This window comes from Algoriphagus faecimaris, assembly GCF_900101705.1.
Classification (GTDB): Bacteria; Bacteroidota; Bacteroidia; order Cytophagales; family Cyclobacteriaceae; genus Algoriphagus; species Algoriphagus faecimaris.
Window position 1 is genome coordinate 72271 of record NZ_FNAC01000007.1, and the last position, 23932, is coordinate 96202.

Sequence of the window (23932 nt, forward strand, 5' to 3'; positions counted from 1 at the left end):
GAGAATCTTTTTTGGATAATTACCTTTCAATTTTTTCTAAATCTAAATTTCCAATTACCGGCAGAGGATTCCATAATAACTCATACCTTGCCTTTCTATCGTCAAAGGTTAAAGAGAAAGTGAGCTTTTCTAACCTATATGAATTGATTGGGAAAGCAGAAACGCGATCTCCTATTTTCCCTGCTAATTTCACCCATTGAAGGGGTAAGGAATGAATCTTTCTCTTATGAAATTTCGCAATATAGCTTTCCAGCTCCATCAATGTAGGGTGAATCCCATCTGTAAGATTAAAAACCCCTGATTTGTTAAACAAAGTAGGAATTAATCTCCCTACATCTTCCGCTAAAACCATGGATTTTTTTGAGTTTAAACCTTTAATCCTAAAGTAGTATCCTCGTTTTATGGCACTTATCATCGCTCCAAGATTGCCAGGAGCATTTTTAGAGCCTGCGACTAAAGGAAGTCGAAGGATGGTAAGCCTAATATTATTTTTATTCGCATAATCACTTAATAGCTTCTCGGCCTCCAACTTGCTTTTTCCATAAGGAGTGGAAGGATTTGGAATTTGTTCTTCTGAAATGAGCTCTCCTTGGTCCAAACCATAGACAGCCACAGTACTAATCAGTACGATACTTTGAGGTTTGGATTTCAAGGCATCAATTCCCAAAAGCAAATTTTTAGTCCCTTCTACATTTACTTTAAAGAATAGCTCCTCCTCTTCCTTAGTTTTTGGCACTCTATGGGCTAGTCCTGCATTATGGATCAAAAAATCGCAGGTAGATAATTTTGGAATATCATTAGAAAGATCTACCTGAATATCATTACCATGTCCTCTCCCCAAGGTGAGCACATTTTCTGGTAGAAAGGGGAGAATATACTGCCCCAAAAATCCGCTTGCCCCTGTGAGTACTACTTTCACTAATTAAGTGATTCTATTTCTTCTATAAATTTATTGCTGAGCACTGATCGGTCAAATTTTAATTTTGCAAGTTCCCTTGCATTTTGTCCCATTCTAGAAGCAAGAATTGGATCCTCAATCAATTGGCTCATTGCGCTGGCAAAACTCTTTGGCTCCTCAGGGTCTACATTGAAGCCACAGTCATATTCTTTCACAAGATCTGCTATCCAACCTTTCGTAGATTGAATTACCGGAACTCCAGCAGCAAAGGAATCAAAAAGCTTATTCGGAGAATTAGTGTGAAGAACTGGGATATTTTTGAATGTCACGAAGCTTGCTGTCGCTTTTGAAAACCAATTCACTACCTCTGTTTTTGGAATTAGTCCCAAAAAACTGACCTGCTTCTCAAGGTCGTACTCTTTGGTCATTGCCATTAACTTTTGCTTCTCGGCCCCATCTCCTATGAAGATAAAGCGATAATCTTTTCTTTGAAGGGCGTGTAATCCATCTAAGATTTGAGCGCATTCGTCCATATAACCCAATGAACCGGCATAAATAAACAGAGGCAAGTCGGGTTGGGCGGAAGATAGCATTCTACCATGTTTTGCGCCGCTTTGAAATAGCTCAAGGTCAGCAGAATTGGATATGATTAGCGTTTTCGCATTTGGTTGAACTTTCAACACTCCCTCCTCCATTCCAGGAGAGCAAGCTACCACAAGATCTGAATTTTTGTAGACCATCTTTTCAAATCTCAAGGCTAATTTTATAAAAAATGGGTTCTTCAGCTTTCCGAGTTCTATCCCTCCCCGAGGCCAAAGGTCCCTAACCTCAAAAACCAAAAGCTTATTCTTTATGAATTTTGCTACCAAACCAGGTAATGCCGTAGTGATAGGACCTGAACTAGAAATAATACAATCAGCGGGCAAAGCAAGACCATAATATATGGCTACCGTAGCAAATCTAATGGCATTAAATGCTCTTGTGAAAAAATTATCTTTATTAGAATCTGGAGAATTAATAACGATTAAATCCACTCCCTCAATATTCATTTTCCTAATGAAACCCTCAGCTTTAATATCGGACTTGTAATAGGGTGAAGTTACCACAGTGACTTGATGCCCCCTCTCCACCCATCTACGAGTAAACTCATAATATCGGGTACTCCACCCTCCTTTTGGTGTACCAAAATATTGATAAAAAATCACAATCCTCATTTTTTATCCTCCCCTTCTACCAGTATAGGTGTAAACGTCTGATTATCCTTTTTCTCGGGCTGTTTTGTCTGCTGAGGATCTGAAATTCTAAGCATACTAAGTCCTATCATTAAAGGGGAGACGAAAGTCCTCATTGCTGCATGGAAACTTGTAAATAATCCTACTGCAAATAATGCGAATAGCAATCCAGACAGTGCTGGATTTGGACTCGACCTGACTACCTTAAATCCATAGTAAGATAAAAGGATAAAATAAGCTAAACCAAAAAGCCCGTGCTCTGCAAATAACCTACTCAATTCGACGTGGGCTACGACACCGGTCATTCTTTCTCTCAAATACCTGGAAGCTGCCACGCCCACCCCCGTAACTGGGTGATCTGCCCACAACTCTAAGTCACCTAAAAAGATGTCCAATCTACCAGATGTTATCAAATTGAGATCCTTTTCTTTGGTCCCTGCATAAGAACCAGCAGTTTCTCCCTGATATCTCAGAAATAACATACCATTGGTTATTCTATTGACTACAAAAAAAGAACCTAAAATCAACACAAAAGCAGGAATCAAGTATTTTCCAATTCGGACCAATCTGTATTTGGTTATTTGAATCTTAGAAGCAGTTCTCAAGTAGTATAGTACCACGAAAACCCCTAAAAAACCTGTCATCATTCCTCCGCGTGAGAACGTCAATAAACCCTGAACAGTAAAAAGGATAAGTATCAAAGCATCAAGCCATCTAAAACCAGTTAATCTCCATCTATTGATCCAAAAGATAAAAACAAAAAAAGCAGCTAATCCCAAGCCTGTGGAGACCTGATTAGAACCGAAACCTCCTGCCGCTGCTGAGTTGGCACTTAAACTAAACTCAACTTCTTCGATATCTGGTGTTCTAAAAATTGCATAGGAAAAAACAGCAACCATTGGGTATATCATCAACCTTAAATAATGAAGCATCATGCTTTTTGAGACTGTTTTTCCTCTGAAAAAAAGAATTGCAAGTGCTGCATTTAGAGGTCCCATAAAATTAAACATGATATCCAAAAAAGAAACTTCACCTGATTTCTCAATTAATAAGCCTGGTATGAGAAAAATAACCATCCAGAATGCCGGCCATTCAGTTGTTCGATATTTAAAAATACCTCCAATTAGTAGTAGAAAAAGCAGGTATTTACCCATTTCGTATGGAATAAATGGGGAAGCTCCCGCCATTCTAGCAATGATTTCAGATGAAATCACATAAAGTATCAACGAAATGTATAAAGAAGCAGGTGCATTAGGTCGCAGTAAGATAAAAAGTGAAGATAATAGGACTAGATAAAACCAGCCTATCAGTACAAATGGTGTGAATATTGAAATCAAACCAAGTAAAAGATGGACAACGATCCAAAAGATTGGATTTTCAAATGTGATAAAATATTTAATCACCTAACAAAATTTTATGATGGATGAAATTTATGAGGATTCTAAAGTAAGTAAAACACTGAAAAGTTAATCAAGGTAAGAATAGACTATCTAGTCTGAGCCAAATTTAATTTCTTGAGAACTTTTAAGTGCCAATCCTTTTCCATACAGGGTTTTTCAATGAGCAGGTAAAAAACAGAAGAGATGATCATCAGGCCTATTAATACCGGAAACAGGTAAATCCAAAAGTTTAGGGAAAATGTATTTCCAAAGATGTATTTCTGAGCCAACTGTGAAGTAAGACCAAAGAAAGGTAAATGAAGTAAATAAATGGAATAGCACATTCCTCCAATGAGGTAAACCCAGGATCTTGTGAAAAACCAATTTAAAACCCAAGATTTAAATGCGGCTACAAAAAGAACGAAAATTGAGATATTAAAAAGGACTTGATTGATGAAACCAGCTTGTGGCTTGTACCAATAAAAAATACCTATAAGACTACAAAAACCTACTAGATCCCAGACCCAATTTTTTTTGATCAGCCACCTATTCTTTTTTAAATAGAGGTAAGCAAATACGATACCCACAAGAAAATGACTGAAAAACCCAGTAATATTAGCAATCATTCCAAAAGTACCATGCGAAAGATAGTAACCTCTAAGGTAAATGGACCCCAAAAACAGGAAAAGCCCTATCAAAATGGCCTTAAGTTTTGAAGAATTAGGACCTAGGACCCATGCTGCCAGAAAAGGAATCAATAAATAAAACTGAACCTCTGTTTCCAAACTCCAGGTCACTGGATTGATCACTGAATATTCGTTAAAGATCAGCGTATGCACATAGAATATTGTGGCTAGATAATTTGGCAAAAGATCTAAAAATGAAGCTCCTAATAGACCAATGTGAACACAAAAAAAGGCGGTAATAGCAACTAAAAAAGGCGGTTCCAGCCGAGTCAACCGACGGATAAAATAATTTTTTAAATCTACTTTTCTTCCACCAAACCAATACTGGTTAAAAAAAGGAATACTCAATATAAAACCACTTATTCCAAAAAATAATTTAACACCCAAATCCATTCTAGATAGCCACCAGCCAGCAGTAAGGATTCCTGAGGTTTCGACATCCATTAAAACCTTACCGTCTAAATGCCTCCATAATAGAAAGTGGAAATGAAAGACCACTACTGTAGCAATAGCCAAAAATCTAAGTCCATCAATCTCAGGTATAAAGTTTTTACTTGATGTCGATCTCCGAAAAGTCCTTACCCAATAATTCATAGTACCTGAAGCAGAGATACGTATTTTTGGAAAAAACCTTCTCCGCCATATTCTTTAAAAATTTTGGCTTTCAACTTCTCTCCCATAGACTTAGCTTTTTGAGCATCCGAAATAATCGTATTCATTCCTTCAGCTAGGGCAACAGGGTCTTTTGGGGATACTAAGATCCCTAATTCAGAAGAAGATATTACCTTCGAACAGTCTCCTACATCCGTGCAAACCACAGGTAAGCCTGCCAATCCATATTCTAATAATGCTACTGGCAATCCCTCTGAATCTGAAGATAAAATTCCTGCTTGACAAGAATTCAAAATTGCGGATACCTCATTTTCAGGTCCATGTACTTCAACAAGGTCTTGGAGATCATCAGTATTGATGGTGGCGATTACTTGCTCTTTAATGGACTCCTCTACAAACTCACCTACCATCAAAATTTTAAAATCATTTCTTTTTTGAGCCAATATTTTAGTGGCTTCAAGTAAGTTCATGTGATTTTTTTGTGAACGGAAATTTGCCAAATGTAAAAAAGTAAACAGGCCTCTTTCGGATTTACTTCCCATGATCAAAAAGGGGAAGTTTTTAATAGTAGCAATGTCTTTTTTCCTTTTAGGAAGAAGGCTTTTCCAATAGGTCGACAGCTTATCGTTGACACATATAATTTTATCTGTCCACCTTAGAAGCGGAAGCATTTCTTTCCGAGGAAATTTATCCAACTGATCACTTAACCCAAAGTGATCATGCCAAACTAAAAGAAATTTACCTGAAATAATTTTTAGAGCTACAGCCCAATAAATAGAGGTACTATGTGCATGAAGAATATTGGGCTGATATTTCTTTTTTAATTGGGTCAATCGAATAAAAGCAGCAAAATCATAAAAAGCTTTTTTATTTAAAAAGTGAACTTGTACAGCATTTGGAATATGAGCTGACATCCCACCCGTGCGACGGCTTACAATGAGGTGACTTTGGTAACCTTTCTCCGCCATCACTGCGGCTATATTGATACTCATACGCTCAGTACCTCCCATTTCAAGAGTATCAACCATCTGAAAAAAAACTTTAGCCACGAATCAAAAGATTTTTAATCTCTGATTGAAACCTTTCAAGAGTAAAAGCTCTAGACCAAGTCATCGCTTTCTCCACCTTTTTTCTATAGTCTTCAGGATTTTTAATTAGTGCTTTTACACCTCCGATAATCTGTACGGGGTCTGAATCTATTAAAAGCCCTCTTTTCCCTTGATCTACCATTTCAGGAACGCAGGAAACTCGGGTTGTAATAGGTAAACATCCCCAAAACATAGCCTCTGCCACAGCTTTTGGCCACCCCTCGCTTTTAGATGCAAACAATAAAAAATGAGATTCAAGATAGGCTTTTTTCAAATCAGAAGAATTTACATTTCCATGGAGGATGATTTTTTCATGAAGTGAATTATCAGCAATAAATCTCTCAATAATTTCTCTTTCAGGACCCTCTCCATATAAATGCAACTCGCTTGGAATACCTTCATCTTGAAGCAGCTTCAATGCCTTGCAACTAATAATTGGATTTTTCCCTTTGACCAAGCTACCCACAAAAATAAATTTTAAGGGAAAATTTAATTCTCGAGGAATTGTAGGTTGAATCTCATTATTCTTGTAAGTAGCTGTAAAAAACGGTTTCAGGTTAGGATTTGCTGCATCCCAATCACCATACACTAAAACTTGCATATTTTTAGTGAGAAAGCGATTGGCTAAAATCCATTGTTGCAACCTATACGTAGCAGGCTGTTTGCTTTTAGGGTCCCAATTACCTGCATATTTTGCTGTTTTCGGTTTCCTTGGAAAAAAAACTTGTGCCAAGCAACCCAATAAGCCCATATTCCCGGGGCATCTCAAATGAATATGATCAGCGGCTTTCATTTCCTTAATGATCTTTAGGAAAATGCTTGGAATAAGAAAAGTAGATTTAAATTTTGATTTCCAAGCCAATAAATCGAACGAAGAAACAGGGATAAAATTTATTCTCGAATGATCATAAGGGAGATCTATAGGATCAATAGCTTGATCTAAAGAAAGTGGGGCTATGACAACGACCTCGGAAACATACCGAAACCATAGGTTCATTTCCTTGACATAGGGACCATAAGCAAAATATTTGCCATTGACCTGCTTATGCTCTACATGCGTCACGATTAAAAATCTCAAATCAGAACTAATTAGTATTCTATTGATGCGACCCTAAGATGAGGGTGGGTTTTCCTATTTCAAAAATTTTTGATTAGTTAGAATCAGCCGCAGATTTTAAAGACCGATAGTACTTAAGATTTTCTTCCAAAATATTTTTAATATTAAACTGAACATTAACCTTTTTGCAAGCATTTATTGCTCTTCTCTTCATCTCTTCGGAATCATTGAATATTTCGATTAGCTTCTGCGCGATATCTTGGGGGTCACGTGGATTACACAGCCAACCTGATTCCCCATCTTCAACTACCTCAGGACCTGGCCCGGTGGTGGTGTAAAGGACTGCTCTTTGCATAGCCATAGCTTCTGGTGCCACTAAGCCAAGTGTCTCGATATGGGAAGGGAATGCACAAACATGTGCTTTAGCATAAATCATAGGCAAGTCAACTTGGTCCACTGGGCCATGAAAAACAAACCTTTCCTTAAATTTTACAGGGATATAAGAGAGTAGATTTTCTTTATACGATTTACCCGAAGAATCTTTCCAATCTCTACCATAGATATGTAACTCAGATTCAGGAAACTTTTCCAATACTTGTTCCATTCCTAAGACCAACTGACGAATCCCCTTTTTCTCAATTAAAGTACCAGCAAAAACTATCCGAAAAGGAACAATTTGTTCAAATGGCACCGGTTTAAATCGTTGAAGGGCAATAGGATACATTATGACTTTTACAGGTCTAGGGCTAATCTTTAAAAACTTTTTTGTATGCTTTACCACATAGTCAGAAACGCCTATAAATGCATCTGCTTTTTTAAATGATCTTGTTTCTTGGAATGCTTTCCATTTATTCAAAGGTCTCTGCTCCCCTTCTGCAAAAAAATGATGTCCTCCATGTAGTCGAATTACATACTTAATCGTGGGTATTTTAGCTAAAAAAGCTAGGCTTAATTCTGAGCCTTCAATAATATCGATTGGGTTTTCTGCATGAATTCGCTCAACCTGCTTATTGATTGCATGATTATTATGGATCCAAGCAATTCCTCTTTTCTTAGAGAAAGGGACATAGTATATGTTTACTCCCTCTCGATCAATGATTGAGAAGTCTTCTGATGTTCCATTTATTACAGAGACTTGATGTCCTGCTGCGACTAAAGAAGGGCAAAACACACCTAAAAAACTTCCTATTCCACCGTGTGGGAAACCTGGGACAGGGTATTCATTGGTCAAAAAACAAAAGTGCATTTTAAATTTCGTTATTAAGTAGCCTCTATTAAAGCCTCAGCTATACGTTCTGAAGCTGATTTATTAGAATCAGGTTGAACAATTCTTTGTAACCATTTTTTTCTATCAGGGGCGAAGTTTCCTGGACTTTCTAATCCCTCCTTTACTTTCTGATAAATCTCATCAGGTGAATAAATGTATTCCACAGCTTGAAGTTCTTTCATTGACTCAAAATGCTGAAATTTATAGATAGTTTCAACACTCCAATTCTTTGGTTTTTCGAGATGGTCATAATTTAAATAGAAAGCAAGATTCCCGAAAACTGAAAAATCTAAGGCCATAGTCGAACCCATATTAAGCACAACTTTACAATGGTAGGCAAGATTGACTAGGTCTATCAAATCTTCAAACAAAGGGAAATAGCTCCCCCAATTATTGCCCTTCTCCCACTTAGGTGGCGCTAAGATAAGTTCAGGAAATTCCTTTAATACCACTTCAAATCGTCTAACAGGCTCCACCGGTACAGGTCTTACTATCAGTTGGATATCGCTATCGGCAGCTAATGCAGTTGCCACATCTCTAAGATACTTCGGGTCATTTGGCGATGTGAGAGAATCACAACCCGAAAAACATACCCAGTTTTTTTCAGGATTTAGTTTGAACTTCTTTGCAAACTCTGATTTGGAAAGAATTAATTCTTTTTTAAAATAAAAATCAAACTGAGGAGTGCCAGTCACCTTAATGTTTTCTTGGGCAATTTCAGGATAATACATTGCCATTTCACTTTTCATAAAGTCACTCCATACCAAGTATTGATCCGTTTTGAAGGGAAGTCTAGCTTTTGGTAAATTATCCCATGAAAAAATAGCTGTAGAGGTGCGGATTCCTAGTGACTTTGCTGCTTCAATTTCTGGAGTAACTGAGTATACTCTTTGGTGGGTACAAAAGACTAAATCAGGATTTATTTTTTTTATTTGTCTTAGTGCTTCTTCAAAACGTTTTGTCTTTCGAATTTGACTAAATCCTATTTCTTCTAACCTAATAGCCTTCTTAAAGGACGGAGAAAGACTTCCAATTACCCGAGCTAACTTAAAAAGAATTTTTCCAGATATGGAAGAGGCATTTTCTGTCCAATTAGTCATAATCGTGGGATTACTTGTAATAGATGCATTGACAGATAATCTAGCATATCTAGCAGCTTCTCTTGTCAATTTGACTAGAAAGCCATCCGCTTTATGAACAAATTTAAATTGCTCAAACTTGGTATTCAAACGTTGTTCTGTCAACTCAATGAGCCTAGAATCCAAGCTATGCCAAAGGATGATTTCATTTCCTCCTTTTTGTAAGTAGGGTATTATATCTGAATACAAATAATTTCTAATACCTATCCCGTCAGGGATTAAAAAACAAATACGCATTAATTAATATCTAAATCAACCTCAATATCGAGGTGAAAAACCCTAAGCCAAATCTCCATCACTAAAACACCAAAAAGAACTCTAGCTAGTTTTTGTTGTGGTTTTATCCTGTGAGACTTTAAAATAGATTGTATTCCTTCACTATTAAAATTTAAATAGGATTGGGAAAGCCCTTCATTTAGAAATCTCTCCAATATATTGCCCCATTCTCCGTACAGATAATCTGAGTACGGAAATGAAAAACCCTTTTTACTACCTTGGTGCTCATATCCTGCATAATCTCTGTAGAGAGACCTCGTGACCTCCTTATCAATTCCTGAAGGCATCAATGCTGAAATTGGTGATTTGAAAGACAAATCCACCAAACGATGGTCCAAAAATGGTGCTCTCACTTCCAAAGAACTTGCCATAGAAGCTGCATCTACTTTAAATAGAAAATCCGATGGTAGACGAGTGAGCATATCAACTCCAAAAGACAGCTTTTCCAGATTTTCTTTATAATTAGGTTTTAATTCTTGAGCTTTCTGGTAAACTAAATTCAGTGGCTTACCAGACAAAAAAACCTGATTAAATAAACCGTTTAAATTGGTCTTTGTATAAAACCCATCCCAACCTGCCAATCGAATTCTATTCATATCTGACAGGTACTTAGAAGAGCCATTTGGTGAGATTTTTTGGGCAACATCAATCAGGAATTTTCCAAACACTCCAAAGTTTGAAGGATGCTCTTTGTACAAAATTGGCTTTCTATATGAACCAAACACCTCATCACCAGCGTCTCCAGAAAGCATTACTTTGGTGTGAGAACTTACTTGATTCGTCACTAAATGTGTTGGGATTAGAGATGCATCTGCTAGTGGCTGAATGTTTTTTAAAAGCTTTGCTAAAACCCCTAGAGATCCCGTATTTATAGTAACAACTTCTTGTTTGATTTCAAGTTTTTTAGCAAACGTAGAGGCCTGCCCTACCTCATCTGTCGAAGGGTCCCCAGTCGACATGGTAATAGCGACTATATCTGACTTAATTTCCTTGGCTATAGCAGTTACCAAAGAGGAGTCAATCCCAGAACTTAAAAAAGTGGCAACAGGAACATCTGCATGAAGTTGTTTTGAAATAATTTCGGTTAACAGATCATTTGCTTGCACTTTAAGGTTTTCAAATGAAATTTCATTTTCTTGACCTTTGGGAAATTCATAATACGTTTCCCAATTCAAATGACCGGATTGTATCTCCAAATAAGTTGACGGTGGAAAAACCAAAACCTCCTCATAAATTGTATGACTAGAATCGATATACATTTGTTCCATCAAATCAATGACAGCTTCCTGATTTATCGTTAGTGTTTTTGGATAAATTTGTTTAAGAGCACGAAGTTCGGAGGCAAAATAAAAAGTATCCTCGCTATCAATAAAAAAAATAGGTTTTTCACCAAATCGATCCCTAGCAATGAATACCTCTCCGGAATTTTTGTTGTAGATGAGGAAGGCAAACATTCCAACTAACTTCTTTAAGAAATCCTTGCCATAAAAATGATAGGCTAACAAAAGAACTTCAGTGTCTGATTGAGTTGTAAACGAGGCTCCTTTGGCCTGCAGTTCTTCTCTTAGGATTAAATAATTATAAATCTCACCATTAAAAATAACGACTAGTCCTAAATCATCTCTATGAAAAGGCTGATTTGCAGAAGTAGACAAATCAATGATAGACAACCTGTTATGCCCTAAAACTACTCTTTGGTCAGACCATAAAGAGCTAGCATCTGGCCCCCTATGGGATTGCAAACTTAAAGCAAGTTCAAGAGAATCTTTCTCAGAGAGACTTGTACTCGCTGATTTCTTTACAATGCCAACAATTCCACACATATTAGGATTCTAATGCGTAAAGAAATTTATTTTCCCAGTCTTCTAAACTATGATAACTAGCCAAAAATATAGGATCAGGAGTATAAGAATTTAAAGTTTTCATGGCATTCTCGATTTGAATTTCCCATTGACTAAGAACATTGGGAGAAGAAACCAAAAAAGAAAAAGACTGGCCATTAACCACCTCCGGAATACCTCCATTTTCAGAAGCAATTACAAGATTACCACATTTAGCAGCCTCAGTTAAGGTTAAACCAAAGCCTTCTTCCCAAAGAGAGGTAAAGCAATACAAATCGCTAAGTTGCAAATATATTGGAAGATCATCATTTGGAACTCGCCCAATTGCTGAAACACGAGAACCAAAATGTGGGATTGGTTGACTGTTACCTATCACTTGAACTTTTAGATTTGGGTACTTCTGTACGAGGCGAGGTATTAATTTTAGAAACAATTGAAGCCCTTTTTTTGGTCTATCATTAGATAGCCAGGTAATTACTATATCATCTGCTAAAAACCCTTTATTAATTTTAGCTAGTTTTTTATCCCCAGCATTTATTGGATAATATTTTTTTGAATCAACTCCATTTCCAATAATAAATACTTCGGGAGTAAATTCTTGATGATTACTTTTTGTTTGATGATAGCCTAATTCTGTAAGAAAGAGAACCTTATCTACCTGATTCAGCCAATTACCAGTCGTCTTAAACGAATGACCATGATATGAATAAACCAGTTCGAAATCAAAACCCATTGGTTTTAATTGGGCGAATCCTGCCAAAAGCATAATATCGTCCATCACAACAACTTGAATTTTTTCAGAAGGCTTATAAATTCTTTTGAATTCCTTGAGGTAATTTGCCGTTCGAAATAAAGGCTGGGAAAAATGCGGAAATAAATTTGATAACCTATTTATCGGTCTTTTTTTACAAAAAATATATTTTTCGTCTACTGTTTTCGTAGGTCCAAGATAGAAATTAAAAAAATCAATTCTTTTACTTGTAAAACTAGCTATTCTTTGGGTCCAACTCCCAATTTTTGATGCTGATAACTCGGTACTTGAAACTAAAATTCTGATCAAAATAATTGAAGTTAAAACTCTTGTAATTCAACCATTCTTCTGAATTGCTCATTTCTTTTTACCAAATCTTGAAAACTTCCTGATTCAAGAATCTCGCCTTTAGCCATTAAAGAAATAACGTCTGCCTTTCTAACTGTACTTAAGCGATGAGCAATTATCAAAATCGTATATTTTCCCATAAGCAAATCAATATTGTCTTGAATGAGCTTTTCTGTCTCTGAATCAAGTGCAGAAGTAGCTTCATCAAAAATCAATATATCAACATCCTTATATAGTTCACGAGCAATTGAAATTCGTTGCTTTTGACCTCCACTTATCAATATTCCGTTATCACCAAGTTTGGTACTGTCTCTTTCTGACAGGGTATAAACGAATTCATCTAATTTAGCAAGTTTTAAAGCTCGTTCAAACTTAGATCTATTTATATCATTATCTTCACCCCATAGCGTGATATTATTATAAATAGTATCATTAAAGATAACTGGCTCTTGGGTGATATAACCAAATCGTTTTCGGTAAGAAGAAAGATTAATCCCATTTCTATCCAACCCATTAACCGAAATCACTCCACTACTAGGGTTAAACAATCCAACAATAAGATTAACCAAGGAAGTTTTTCCACTTCCACTTTCACCAACGAAAGCATAGGTTTTCAAGGATTCAACATCAATATTAACATTTTTTAGTACTTTAAAACCATTGGGATACTTGAAATCTACATTTTTAAGATTTAGAGATGAAATACGATCAATTTGAGGTTCTAAAGGTATAATTTCTTTGCCTTGATGAAATTCATCAATTAAATCAACAGAAGACCTTAATCCACCAATGTTGGAAATAAAGCCTTGCCAACTCCCCTGTAAGGTAACCACATAATTGAGAGCTCGGTATAAAAACATTAAACTCATCACTATGGAAGCCATTGTTCCCCCTAAAAGGTTTACTTGTATTACAATAATTAAAACCACTATAATCAAGATAATTGGCTCCCTAGCACTAGACATGATAGCATTATACAAACCAATTTTTCTTTGATTATTCTCAATTCTATCTATTATATCCCTAAGTTTGTCCTTATAAGAACCAAAATAATCAGTGGCTTTCAAGTATTTAAAATTGTGAACTGCTTGAACAAGATAACTTTGGTAAGTATGTCCCAAGTTAGAAAGACCAACTGAAGCTATTTCTGTATTTTTAAACAAAATACGGAACAAGATATTGGACAAATATCCACCTACACCGACAAGTAATGCAAATTGAAAATTAGTAAGCATCGCCAATCCAACATAAACCAAAAGTAAAACAGCATGTTGAACGGAATTAAAATAAGCTAAAAACCCATAGGTAAGTTTAATTCCTTCTGAACCTAAAGTATTTTGTACTTTACCAGAATCCAAATTTAGGAAATTCTCATAGCTTAAGCTACCTAGACCATCTACAAGACCAAATCTTAATTTTTTAACAAATCGGTTTTGTATTTTTATTTTATACCAGCCATCCAGCAATTTTAAAAAGGCTTTTAAAATAAACAATATAACCATTAAAATAATTACAGAATTTAAATTAACATCTATTCCAAGACTAGCTACTCCATCTAAAAGAAACTGAAGTTCACCAAGGGATTCTGAACTTTGGCTTGGATCAGCCGAACCAGCTGCCAATTCAAAAACAGGGATTAAAAGGGCCAGACCGAAGCCGTCTAGAAGACCAACAAAAATACTGATAGAAATTAGAATAAAAATTCTATATCCTATGAAAGAATAGAAAAAGTTAAAGTGTCTGAAATACTTTTCTGAAATTTTCTGTATAATTTCCATAATAATCAAGCCCTATGCTTGAAAACAAATTTTTTGAATTTAAAGTACAGATTATACTTTAAAGTTTTAAGTAAATTGAATTTTACTTTTTCATCATGAGTACCATCATAGGCATCATAAGCTGGATATAAAGGCCAAAGTTGAAGTTCTCCTCCATCAACTAAATATAGTAAAATTGCCTTCATTTGAATATTTTCTAAATAAACACCTTTTGATTCATCTAGGTACTTATCAGCACAAGGAAGAAAGTAATTATAGTAGAAACTCTTTTTAATGATCATTAACCGGGTATCAGCCCACCTGAGATTACGAGTTGGATTAACATAAATCTCATGATCAACACCATTAACGCCACTTAATAGTTGTGAAATATTTTTAATAATATATCTACCTGTAATCTTGATAAGATAGTCTACTTTATTCAAAGCAGTTGAATTTTCTAACGCAAATTTAAATATCTCCATCTCTCCAAATGACTTCCCCAAATAGCTACGCTTTGAAAGAAATGTATGATATTCAAATGATTTACTTTTCTCCTTAATTGACTGGATTTTTTTCGAACTATAATCCGAATTTTCAACAAAAACTACTTCAAAACCTTTCGAAAGGTAAAAGTTGATCGCTTTGAAATAATCATCTTCTCTTTTAGAAACATCAATTCTTCCTGAATGTAATTGGCCTTTAAATGGCTTAATGGTGCCTGTCAATAATAGTACAAAACTCATCTTGAATATTATATCACATTTGACCCTTCATTATTATCTCCTTTATAAATGAAAATCAAATTGTGGTAAAAATGAATACTTGTTATTTTTTTATCAAAATAGTTTGGCTCATACTTAGAATCAGGAAACTCAGCATGGTTCAAACCATGAATAAACTTCTTAAAGTAGCCAACTGCAGTAGTGAAATTATCAGGATTTTCAGGGTTTCCTCCATATTCTGGCCAATAAGAGGTTTGTACATCTTCAATGACATAAATCCCTCCATCCTTAAGCTTGGGGAACAAAATCTCAAAGGATTTGATGATGTGTTCATTAATGTGACTTCCATCATCGATTATAATTTCAAAACCACCCACTGAATCAGAAAGGGATTCCAAGAAAGCTTGATCGACTTGACTTCCCGTTTTAATTTTAATTCTGCCCTCTTCTAGTTGGGTTTTATCATAAATATCAATACCATGGATTTCAGCACGGTCAAAAAACCTTTCCCACATCCGAAGAGAGCCTCCTCCTTGCTGAGGGTCTTCATAACCTCCTATACCTATTTCCAGTACTTTAATTTTCTTTGATTTAAACCTTTTGAAGTGAAAGTAGTAATGAGGAGTATAAAAATGTTTTCCCCACTTGTCTGTTTTAAAGGTTGTTGCTAAAAAATTTAAGTCATTTGTTTTCCCGAATGTTCTAACTCGATTGTATAATCGAATCAACTTTCTTCTTCTTTTGAAGCTGATATTACTAAAATTAAGCATGTTGTATTATTTGGTTAAGTTAAAAAATGATTTCTTTTTGCTATCATCCTCATAGTAACCATAGCCATAACCATAAGTGTAACCATATCCATAAGTCACCTTGCTACCATCAACACCGTTGAATATGGCATAAATATTTTTTAGGTTTTTACTTGATTTTAAACCATTTAAGGACTCGACAAAGCTTCTTAGGCTATAATTCTGTCTAAATACAAATAAGGATAAATCTACATGAGGCAACAAATCAAGGGTTTCGCTTACCAAACCTATAGGAGGCGTATCCAAAATTATAACATCATATTCTTCTTTAAGGTCCTTAACTAGCATTTCAAAAGTATCTGTGAATAATAGTTCAGCAGGATTAGGGGGAGTGGGACCAGATACCAAAACGTCTAAGTTTTCATACTCTGTTTTTTTAATTGCATCTCTCCAATCCATCTGCCCACTTAGAACCGTAGAAAGGCCCTCATCATTTTTAATGTTGAAATCATCGAAAATCCGTGGTTTTCGCATGTCACAACCAACCAAAACAGTTTTCTTGCCCGTTAATGAATACACAGAAGCCAGATTCATGGCACAAAAAGTTTTTCCTTCTCCTGATATAGTAGATGTAACTAATATTGTTAATTGCTTTTCCTTTGGGGTTATAAATTTAATATTAGCCCTTAAAGACCTGAAACCTTCTGCTATCCCAGACTTTCCTTGTTCAAATACGACAAGGTTTTTCTTTTTCTTGTTAAAGAGAATTGTAGAAAGTAAAGGCAATCTTAACTTTTTCTCCAAGAATGATACATCCTCAATTTTTGTCCGTGTCAACTCACGAGCTATCACCAATAAAATCGGTAGAAATAGACCTATAAATATCCCAATAGCATAGTTCCTTGTGGGTATAGGACTTACAAGAAAACCTCCTCTCGCGGGCTCAATTATCTTATTTTCTGCTTTATTTGAAGCCCTAGTAATTGCCGCCTCGGCTCTTTTTTCCATTAAAAAATTATAGATATTCTCATTTAAGGCAAACTGTCTCTCTAGTCGAATTAGGTTTTGCTCAGTTTCAGGCAAATTTCTAAAAGAACCCTCAATTTCAGAAATACGACTTGTTAAATCCTGAATCATCATTTCTGAATTAGCGTCAACGTTACTTAGAAGCTCTCTGATTGAAGCATTAAGATCTCTTATTTTATTATTAGTGGCTATCACTTGAGGAGCTTGCTCGGTTAAAGTTGCCAGCTGCCTTGACTTTTCTACTTGTAATTCCAATAGATTCGTAATGAGAGAATTCAATATTGGGTCTTCTATTCCTATTCCTGAAGGAACGACCAAGTCATTGTACTGCTCTCTAGCTAGATAAACTCCTAATTGCTTATAAAAAGACCGCTTGAATTGCTCCTGTCTTAGCATCGTTTCAAGCTCAGTAAGCTGACCAAAAACCTGACTACTTTCAGCTTCTAAATTATAAGTTTTATTACTTGATCTAAAGGTTTGAAGCTCGTTTTCAAATTGACGTAAACTATCTGAAACTCCAGCTACCTGACTTTCTATAAAATTGACTGTGTTTGTGGCGATTGAATTTTTCTCTTCTAGCTCTAATGATAAATAAGTTTCCATTAAACGGTTAATGTAAACTTCACCTTTTTTTACATTAGGAGTATTTAAGCTTAATTCCAGAATTGAGCCTTCCTTCCTAAGCGTTTCGACTCTTAATGAGGAAGAATATTGATCAACTAAAGATTCCAAATTTCTAAGCTTAATTAATATTTCTCCACTTTCTTCTGCACTAGTATTTGTAACTTTTAATTTAAAATTATTTGTTTGGATCCAATCGCCAAATGCGAATTTCTCTTTCTCAGGAATAATTTGGAGCTTGGTTCTTGACCCATCGGGTAAATACTTATGATAAGATTCATCCTCAAAAGCTATTGAGAAGTTCTCCTTATCTACCCAAGTTATTGTTAATAGTCCCCCAACCACTTGAGGAGCGTTCCAATCCACTTCAATTAAAATTGGATTAGAGCCATAAACTTCATTGTTAATGAATGTGCTTTTTTGATAATATTCAACTCCGAAGTTTAACTGAGATAAAGCCTCTCTTGCAATAGGCCTAGATTTAAGAATTGTAGTTTCATTAACAAGTCCAGTCCTAGCTGTCCCTTCTATTGTAGGTGCTTCAAATAGAGAAAAACCTTTGTCTGTATCCTTGATATAGAAAAGTCCAGAAACTTTAAATTGAGGCACTGACATCCTGGTATAAATGTAAGATGCTCCTAAGAAAATAAGAGTAGAGACTAGGATGTAAGGCCAAATAGCCCAAATCTTCGGTAAAACGGATTTTATATCGAAAGTGCTGTCCTCGTTAAGGAAATCCCTTTCTTCTTGATCAAAACTCATATTTAATTGTTTCTTATAAAAGTAAGTACTAAGGCTATTGCTGTAATGGATGTTGAAATTAGTGTAATCGTCTCAACAAATGTATTACCCGCACCAATTGCACGGACCTTCATAGGCTCGGCGTAAATTAAATCATTTGGCTTAAGCCAATAAAATTCAGAGTTCAACAAGCTTCTGTCCAGCAGATTTATTTTATGAATCTGTGTACCGTCCGGATATTGTCTTAGGAGTAATACTTGATCTCGCTTTGCTACTCTATTCAAATCCCCCGCAAAAGCAATAGCTTCAAAAATGGTTACTCTATTTTGAAGTAAAGTAAACTTTCCTGATCTATTAAATTCTCCCAATGCACTAAATCGTATTCCTCCTAATCTAACTCTAACAAAATACTCACTTTTATTGACGTAGCGACCAACTTCCTTTTCTACAATCAATTTAGCTTCTTCTGTAGTCAGACCAATTATTTTCACCTTTCCTATTAAAGGTAATTCTACCTCCCCATTATCATCGATTGAATATCCATTCATGAAAAATATATCTCCAGCTCCCTGACCACCGGCCATTTGGTTCATCCCTTGCTGAGATGCATTAACCGACCCTAGCAGTTCGTTCATTTGCGGGTCTGTGGTGAAAATATTAATTTCTACAATATCGTTGATCTGAAGAAGATAATCCTCCCTTAGGTAGGGATACTTTTGACTTGACTCAACAAGCGGCCCCGTTGACTCTAACATTTCTTGCATGTAAACTAGCTTCTTATTGGGAACGCAGGAAAAAAGAAAAACTGCACTAAACCCTAGTAAGGCAAAATATTTTTTTAGAAATGACATAGTTTTAGATGAATTATTGTTCAAAAAAGAAAGAAATTCAGGAATTATACAAATTTAAACATTCTTATAATCGACCATCCACATCATCTTTCTTCAAAATCCCCTTTACATCAAAAACTACCTGATTAGAAGATTTTTTAATGGATAAGGCTTTAAATTTTTGATGAGCTACTGCCAAAATCACAGCTGAATATTGATTGAGTTTGGGTGAATTTTCTCCGTTTAAAATTTTTATCCCGTACTCATGCTCTACTTCCGATGCATCAGCCCAAGGGTCATAAATATCTACATCAATGTCAAATGATTGAAGTTCGCTAAAGATATCAATTACTCTAGTATTTCTCACATCCGGGCAATCCTCTTTGAATGTAAATCCTAAGATCAACACCTTTGAATCAATCACCTTGAGATCCTTTCGCATCATCAACTTGATTACTTCGGTGGCTACATGTTTTCCCATGCTATCATTGAGCCTTCTTCCTGCCAAAATGATTTCGGGATGATAGCCTACTTCTTGAGCCTTTTGTGCAAGATAGAAAGGATCTACACCTATACAATGCCCTCCAACAAGACCGGGCTTAAATTTCAAGAAATTCCACTTGGTTCCTGCCGCTTCCAATACTTCTTGAGTATCAATTCCCAATAAGTTAAAAATCTTGGAAAGCTCATTGACAAAGGCAATATTAATATCCCTTTGGGAGTTCTCGATCACTTTTGCAGCTTCTGCCACCTTGATTGAAGGTGCTTTGTGTGTGCCGGCTGTAATGACAGTCTTATAAAGTTGATCTACATATTCAGCCACTTCTTCATTACTGCCAGAAGTGACTTTTAGGATTTTTGCAACCGTATGTTCTTTATCACCAGGATTGATTCTCTCAGGCGAATATCCTACAAAAAAATCTTCATTAAACTTTAACCCTGATACCTTTTCCAAGACAGGCACACATTCCTCTTCAGTGACACCAGGATAAACCGTAGATTCATAGATCACTACATTTCCCTTTTCTAAATAGTTTGCAATATTCTCGGATGCTTTTAACATGGGTGTCAGAACGGGTCGGTTATGACGATCCGTAGGAGTAGGTACGGTCACAATATATACATCAGAATCCTGTAGGTGAGATGGATCTGCCGTTGGGAAAAATCCTACTTCTTCTGAATGAGATGCCAATAAAACGGCTTTCAACTCCTCATCCTCTACCTCTAGGGTAAGGTCTTTTCCATTTTGAAGCTCATTAACTCGCCTTTGATCAATATCAAATCCTATAACCGTGAATTTCTTTGCAAATTCCACTGCTAATGGCAATCCCACATAACCTAAGCCTATAACGGCTATTTTTACTTCTTCTAATGGTTTAAGCATTGATTTTGTTTTTAAAAGTCTATTTAAAGCTTCGCCCTTTCAGTCCCAGTGACTTAGCTCCAAAAATCAAATATTTTATTGATTATGAACAACTTACTTTTAACTAAAGGACACCACTTTCATTATTAAATCTAAAAAAGTGAGTACTAAAATTACTCAGTAAGATCAAAGGGCAAAACTAATGGATTTTTGGTGAAATAAAATCTTGAAATATGCTAGTTTTTCTTAATGGCATAAATCAAGTGCAACTGACCGAAAAATGCTATTTTTCCTTCTCCTGCTGAAAAATCCTGAGAAGATAGACTGGCAGATTCCCATTGATAATTTGAGCTTCGAATAAACTGCCCTTTAGCACTTATTAGAAGATTTTGCCACTGATGATCCCAAAGCAATCCAAGACTGAAGTCGATCCAAGGCTTTTTCTCTGAATTTTGCCCAAAGGCTCTATAGTAAAAATCCTGATGATTTTCTAAGCGCTCAAATAAGACCCCGATCTTATTCATTTTACGCACTTTTGATATTTCAAGAGTTTGAACATTTGACCCCACACCTGCTCCTACTCCTAGCGCCTCTCCTCTATTAACAAAGCCTCTTGCCAGACCATGGGTATGCCAAGTCTGATTGCCAATTAGTCCTGAGTAGCGAATGTAGCGATTAACCGACTCCTGCTGATGAGTCAGCTCTCCCCGAACCTGAATAAATTGATCAGGTTTTTCCAATTGAAACAGTTTTTGAAACCCCATCAGATAAGCGCGGGCATGTTCGGGATTCATGATAAAATCTCTCCAATCGAATGCATGGTCTCTTCTTCCATATTCTGAATAGACTTCGAAATTTCCCTTATTTGAAAAATACCTAAAGGAAAGGACTACCTGTTGATCTTGCCCTCTACTATCGTATTCCACCGAGTTTCCATTGGTGAAAAGAGTTTTCTTTTGGAAAACTTCAAAAATCGGAAACCAATCATTAAATGTATTCCCTCTGAATTGATTGTATTGTTGGAATGTTCTCGAAAATCCAACAAAAAAATTCTTAAGAAAAGAAGGATTATAGCTTAGATGTATGGCATTTAAATACCTCCAATCTCCATCAAATCGTCTAAATAAGGCCCTATTTAATGAGTCTGATTGAGAAGGGGCTATCTGACTATTCTCGAGCCTACCTACTATTATTTCAGTTTCAACATTACCTATAAATGTCTTTAAGGGTCTGTTAGTCTTCAAACTAAAATGAGGAAAACCCTCTGCATTATCGCTGAATGTCAAAGAATTAAATTGACCGGGGCCCCACCAAATATTTGCCGTAGATAGGGATAAATCCATTGGACCAAATTCTAATGCCAAAGAACTCTGTCCCCACCAGAATCTTGAAATGGGCTCATTCCCGAAACGCTCAGGATTATCTCCATTATTCCAATAAAAAAATCTTGCCCTGGTTACCCTATTAGAAAAATTATCTGAAAACCCTTCAAATGGATTATTGGATGCGAAGACAAATTCCGGCTGAAATTGTATCTTCAGAAAAAATAACTTAGCAAAAAAACCTCCGGAGAAATATGATTGTAAACCTACATTGGGAAGCTTCCCTTTATTTCCCCAACCATAGGGCCTTTTTGAATTAAAACTTGTCGAATTAATGGCTGGTAATATTCCAAAGGAGTAACCTTTTTTTCTGATCAGTTCAGGGAAAAAACTTAAAACCAAGGAGTCCTCCTGATCTTTATATATTCCTTTTAAATCGAACGGTCTTATAAAAAAAGAAGACTGCTGACCAGAATTACCTAGCAACTGTGCCCTCCTCGTATATTCTTCCACTACAGGAAATCCAGCATTTAGGCTTTGGGCGGAAGAATTATTTGCTGCCCAAAACACCATTAAAACTAAAAAAAACAGAAAACGCTTCTCCACTATAATCTCCCGGGTTTTTTACCCAAAAATACACCCATAGATTCCATGGCTTCTATCCATCTCAGTGATTGCTTAATTAGGCTAAAAGACAGCCGACGAGTAAAAGTCCTGTCACTTAAGTTCCAAATATCTTGGTGATCAGAAATCCGAATCCTAAATTTTCCCAATAGTTTCACAAAAACCATCAACCTGTTTGGGGATTTAGGCAACCTCCCCCCAAAGCGTCGTGCTTTTGTTGCTAGTTCATCCCAAGACTCTCTCGAAGGGTGTTTAATGATCATTAAAGGAGCATAAGAAATCTGGAAACCAGCTCTAACAGCACGATTACAAAATTCAGAATCCCCTCCCGTCATCATTTTGGAATTAAAGTCGCCAACAGCTTCAACCACTTCTTTTCGTACAAGTAAGTTTGCTGTCACTCCAAAATTTTCTTTAGCAACATACCTTTCATTTGGAAAAGCAAATGCGCGATCAAAATCGACAAAAACATTATCGGCCTTAGAAAAAAGCTCAATTTTACCGGCAAAAACTGACTGTGAAGCATTTTCAAGCAAATCAATCGCTTGCTTTATCCAATCCTTATTGGGAATACAATCCGAATCGGTAAATAAATAAGCCTTGCCCTTTGCAAGGGAAACTCCATGATTTCTGGCAGCATAAGAGCCTGGACTTAATTCATCTACAAGTTTTAGCTGATAAGGGAAATCACCTAAGTCCACCTGCTTTGCGCCAGCTTCATTATTGACCACTATCACTTCGAATAAATCAAGTACACCTTCTTGATTTTTCAATGATTCCAAACATATCCTTAATCGGTCCCAGTCCTTAAAAACTGGGATAATTACAGAAATCTTAAACAAATTTTTTACTTCTTTTTATTGAGATAAGTCTTCAGAACTCCAAAAAATGCATAATGAACAAAATAATAACTGGCTTTAAAAAACGAAAGATGTTCAAAGTCACGGTAAACTTTCCATTGATAGGAGGCAGCTTTCCATTTATTACCCGATATAGAATCCGACCTCAGGCGATATTTAGCCAAAGGGACATTGAGTCCATAGGCAAAAGGCGTCATTTTTAAAATCTTCAACCACAAAGCAAAATCCTGCCTACGAGAAATATCAGGCATGTACACCTTTCCGAGTACTTCAGTATCATACATGGCTGTCAAACAACCGATCGAACAAGTTTTCAACAATTCTTGATGAGTGACTTTATCAGGCACCTCCTGCATTCCCATTAATTTACCTTCTTTGAACTTACGATATGCTGTAAATGTAAAAGGGTAATTATTTGACCTCATAAAGTCCAACTGACGCTCCAATTTATTCGGCTCCCATAAATCATCACTATCCAAAAAGGCAATATACCTTCCTTGCGCAGCTTCTATACCCCTATTTCGAGTGATTGCAGCACCCTGGTTCTCTTTGTTTTTAAGTAATTTAATTCGCTCATCCAACTCCTCATATTTGGAAAGAATAGACAGTCCGTTATCTGAAGATTTATCGTCTATCAAGATGAGTTCCCAATCTGTAAAAGTCTGATTCAGTACAGAATTAATCGTATCCTCAATAAGTGAAAAAGAATTGTGTACAGGCGTAATAATAGATACCAGCAT

General features: G+C 36.0%; 19 protein-coding genes. All 19 read right to left on the reverse strand.

Features of this window, described 5'->3' with window-relative positions:
* Window positions 1-19: 19 nt before the first annotated feature.
* Window positions 20-919 carry an NAD-dependent epimerase/dehydratase family protein gene (locus tag BLQ57_RS05275; protein WP_087938286.1) on the reverse strand — a complete coding sequence of 300 codons (900 nt, stop codon included), beginning with the start codon at window positions 917-919 and terminating at the stop codon, window positions 20-22.
* Entirely contained in the window at window positions 919-2103 is a 1185-nt protein-coding gene (locus BLQ57_RS05280; protein WP_217639524.1) for a glycosyltransferase family 4 protein, read from the reverse strand. Before BLQ57_RS05280 ends, BLQ57_RS05275 begins: the two co-directional genes overlap by 1 nt.
* Window positions 2104-2108: 5 nt before the next feature.
* A complete protein-coding gene (locus BLQ57_RS05285) occupies window positions 2109-3317 on the reverse strand; it encodes an O-antigen ligase family protein (protein ID WP_139162665.1) in 1209 nt (402 codons plus the stop codon).
* 299 nt (window positions 3318-3616) lie between these two features.
* Window positions 3617-4789, reverse strand: a complete 1173-nt coding sequence (locus tag BLQ57_RS05290) for an acyltransferase family protein (RefSeq protein WP_087938283.1) — start codon at window positions 4787-4789, stop codon at window positions 3617-3619.
* Window positions 4786-5856 (reverse strand): glycosyltransferase family 4 protein, encoded by a 1071-nt coding sequence (locus BLQ57_RS05295; protein WP_087938282.1) that lies wholly within the window; start codon window positions 5854-5856, stop codon window positions 4786-4788. Before BLQ57_RS05295 ends, BLQ57_RS05290 begins: the two co-directional genes overlap by 4 nt.
* A complete protein-coding gene (locus BLQ57_RS05300) occupies window positions 5849-6688 on the reverse strand; it encodes a glycosyltransferase family 4 protein (protein WP_240507744.1) in 840 nt (279 codons plus the stop codon). Before BLQ57_RS05300 ends, BLQ57_RS05295 begins: the two co-directional genes overlap by 8 nt.
* A 358-nt stretch (window positions 6689-7046) precedes the next feature.
* Window positions 7047-8183, reverse strand: coding sequence for a glycosyltransferase family 4 protein (locus tag BLQ57_RS05305; RefSeq protein WP_169712710.1), 1137 nt, complete (start codon window positions 8181-8183; stop codon window positions 7047-7049).
* A gap of 29 nt (window positions 8184-8212) precedes the next feature.
* Entirely contained in the window at window positions 8213-9595 is a 1383-nt protein-coding gene (locus BLQ57_RS05310; RefSeq protein ID WP_087938279.1) for a glycosyltransferase family protein, read from the reverse strand.
* Window positions 9595-11457 carry an asparagine synthase (glutamine-hydrolyzing) gene (asnB, locus tag BLQ57_RS05315; protein WP_087938278.1) on the reverse strand — a complete coding sequence of 621 codons (1863 nt, stop codon included), beginning with the start codon at window positions 11455-11457 and terminating at the stop codon, window positions 9595-9597. The genes BLQ57_RS05310 and asnB overlap by 1 nt, the downstream gene beginning before the upstream one ends.
* A 1-nt stretch (window position 11458) precedes the next feature.
* On the reverse strand, window positions 11459-12535 hold the full coding sequence (locus BLQ57_RS05320; RefSeq protein ID WP_087938277.1) for a glycosyltransferase family 4 protein: 1077 nt from the start codon (window positions 12533-12535) through the stop codon (window positions 11459-11461).
* 11 nt (window positions 12536-12546) lie between these two features.
* Window positions 12547-14352, reverse strand: coding sequence for an ABC transporter ATP-binding protein (locus BLQ57_RS05325; protein WP_087938276.1), 1806 nt, complete (start codon window positions 14350-14352; stop codon window positions 12547-12549).
* 5 nt (window positions 14353-14357) lie between these two features.
* Window positions 14358-15077, reverse strand: coding sequence for a hypothetical protein (locus BLQ57_RS05330; protein ID WP_087938275.1), 720 nt, complete (start codon window positions 15075-15077; stop codon window positions 14358-14360).
* Between the two features lie 8 nt (window positions 15078-15085).
* Complete coding sequence (locus BLQ57_RS05335; protein ID WP_087938274.1) at window positions 15086-15826, reverse strand: class I SAM-dependent methyltransferase; 741 nt, start codon at window positions 15824-15826, stop codon at window positions 15086-15088.
* 6 nt (window positions 15827-15832) lie between these two features.
* Window positions 15833-18214, reverse strand: coding sequence for a GumC family protein (locus tag BLQ57_RS05340; RefSeq protein ID WP_087938273.1), 2382 nt, complete (start codon window positions 18212-18214; stop codon window positions 15833-15835).
* Window positions 18215-18216: 2 nt separating this feature from the next.
* Window positions 18217-19044: a polysaccharide biosynthesis/export family protein gene (locus BLQ57_RS05345; RefSeq protein WP_240507743.1), complete on the reverse strand. Its 828-nt coding sequence runs from the start codon at window positions 19042-19044 to the stop codon at window positions 18217-18219.
* A 64-nt stretch (window positions 19045-19108) separates the two neighbouring features.
* On the reverse strand, window positions 19109-20407 hold the full coding sequence (locus BLQ57_RS05350) for a nucleotide sugar dehydrogenase (protein ID WP_087938272.1): 1299 nt from the start codon (window positions 20405-20407) through the stop codon (window positions 19109-19111).
* Window positions 20408-20622: 215 nt separating this feature from the next.
* Window positions 20623-22314 (reverse strand): capsule assembly Wzi family protein, encoded by a 1692-nt coding sequence (locus tag BLQ57_RS05355; RefSeq protein WP_240507742.1) that lies wholly within the window; start codon window positions 22312-22314, stop codon window positions 20623-20625.
* Window positions 22314-23174: a glycosyltransferase family 2 protein gene (locus tag BLQ57_RS05360; protein WP_087938271.1), complete on the reverse strand. Its 861-nt coding sequence runs from the start codon at window positions 23172-23174 to the stop codon at window positions 22314-22316. Before BLQ57_RS05360 ends, BLQ57_RS05355 begins: the two co-directional genes overlap by 1 nt.
* A 5-nt stretch (window positions 23175-23179) precedes the next feature.
* Window positions 23180-23932 (reverse strand): glycosyltransferase family 2 protein, encoded by a 753-nt coding sequence (locus tag BLQ57_RS05365; RefSeq protein WP_087938270.1) that lies wholly within the window; start codon window positions 23930-23932, stop codon window positions 23180-23182.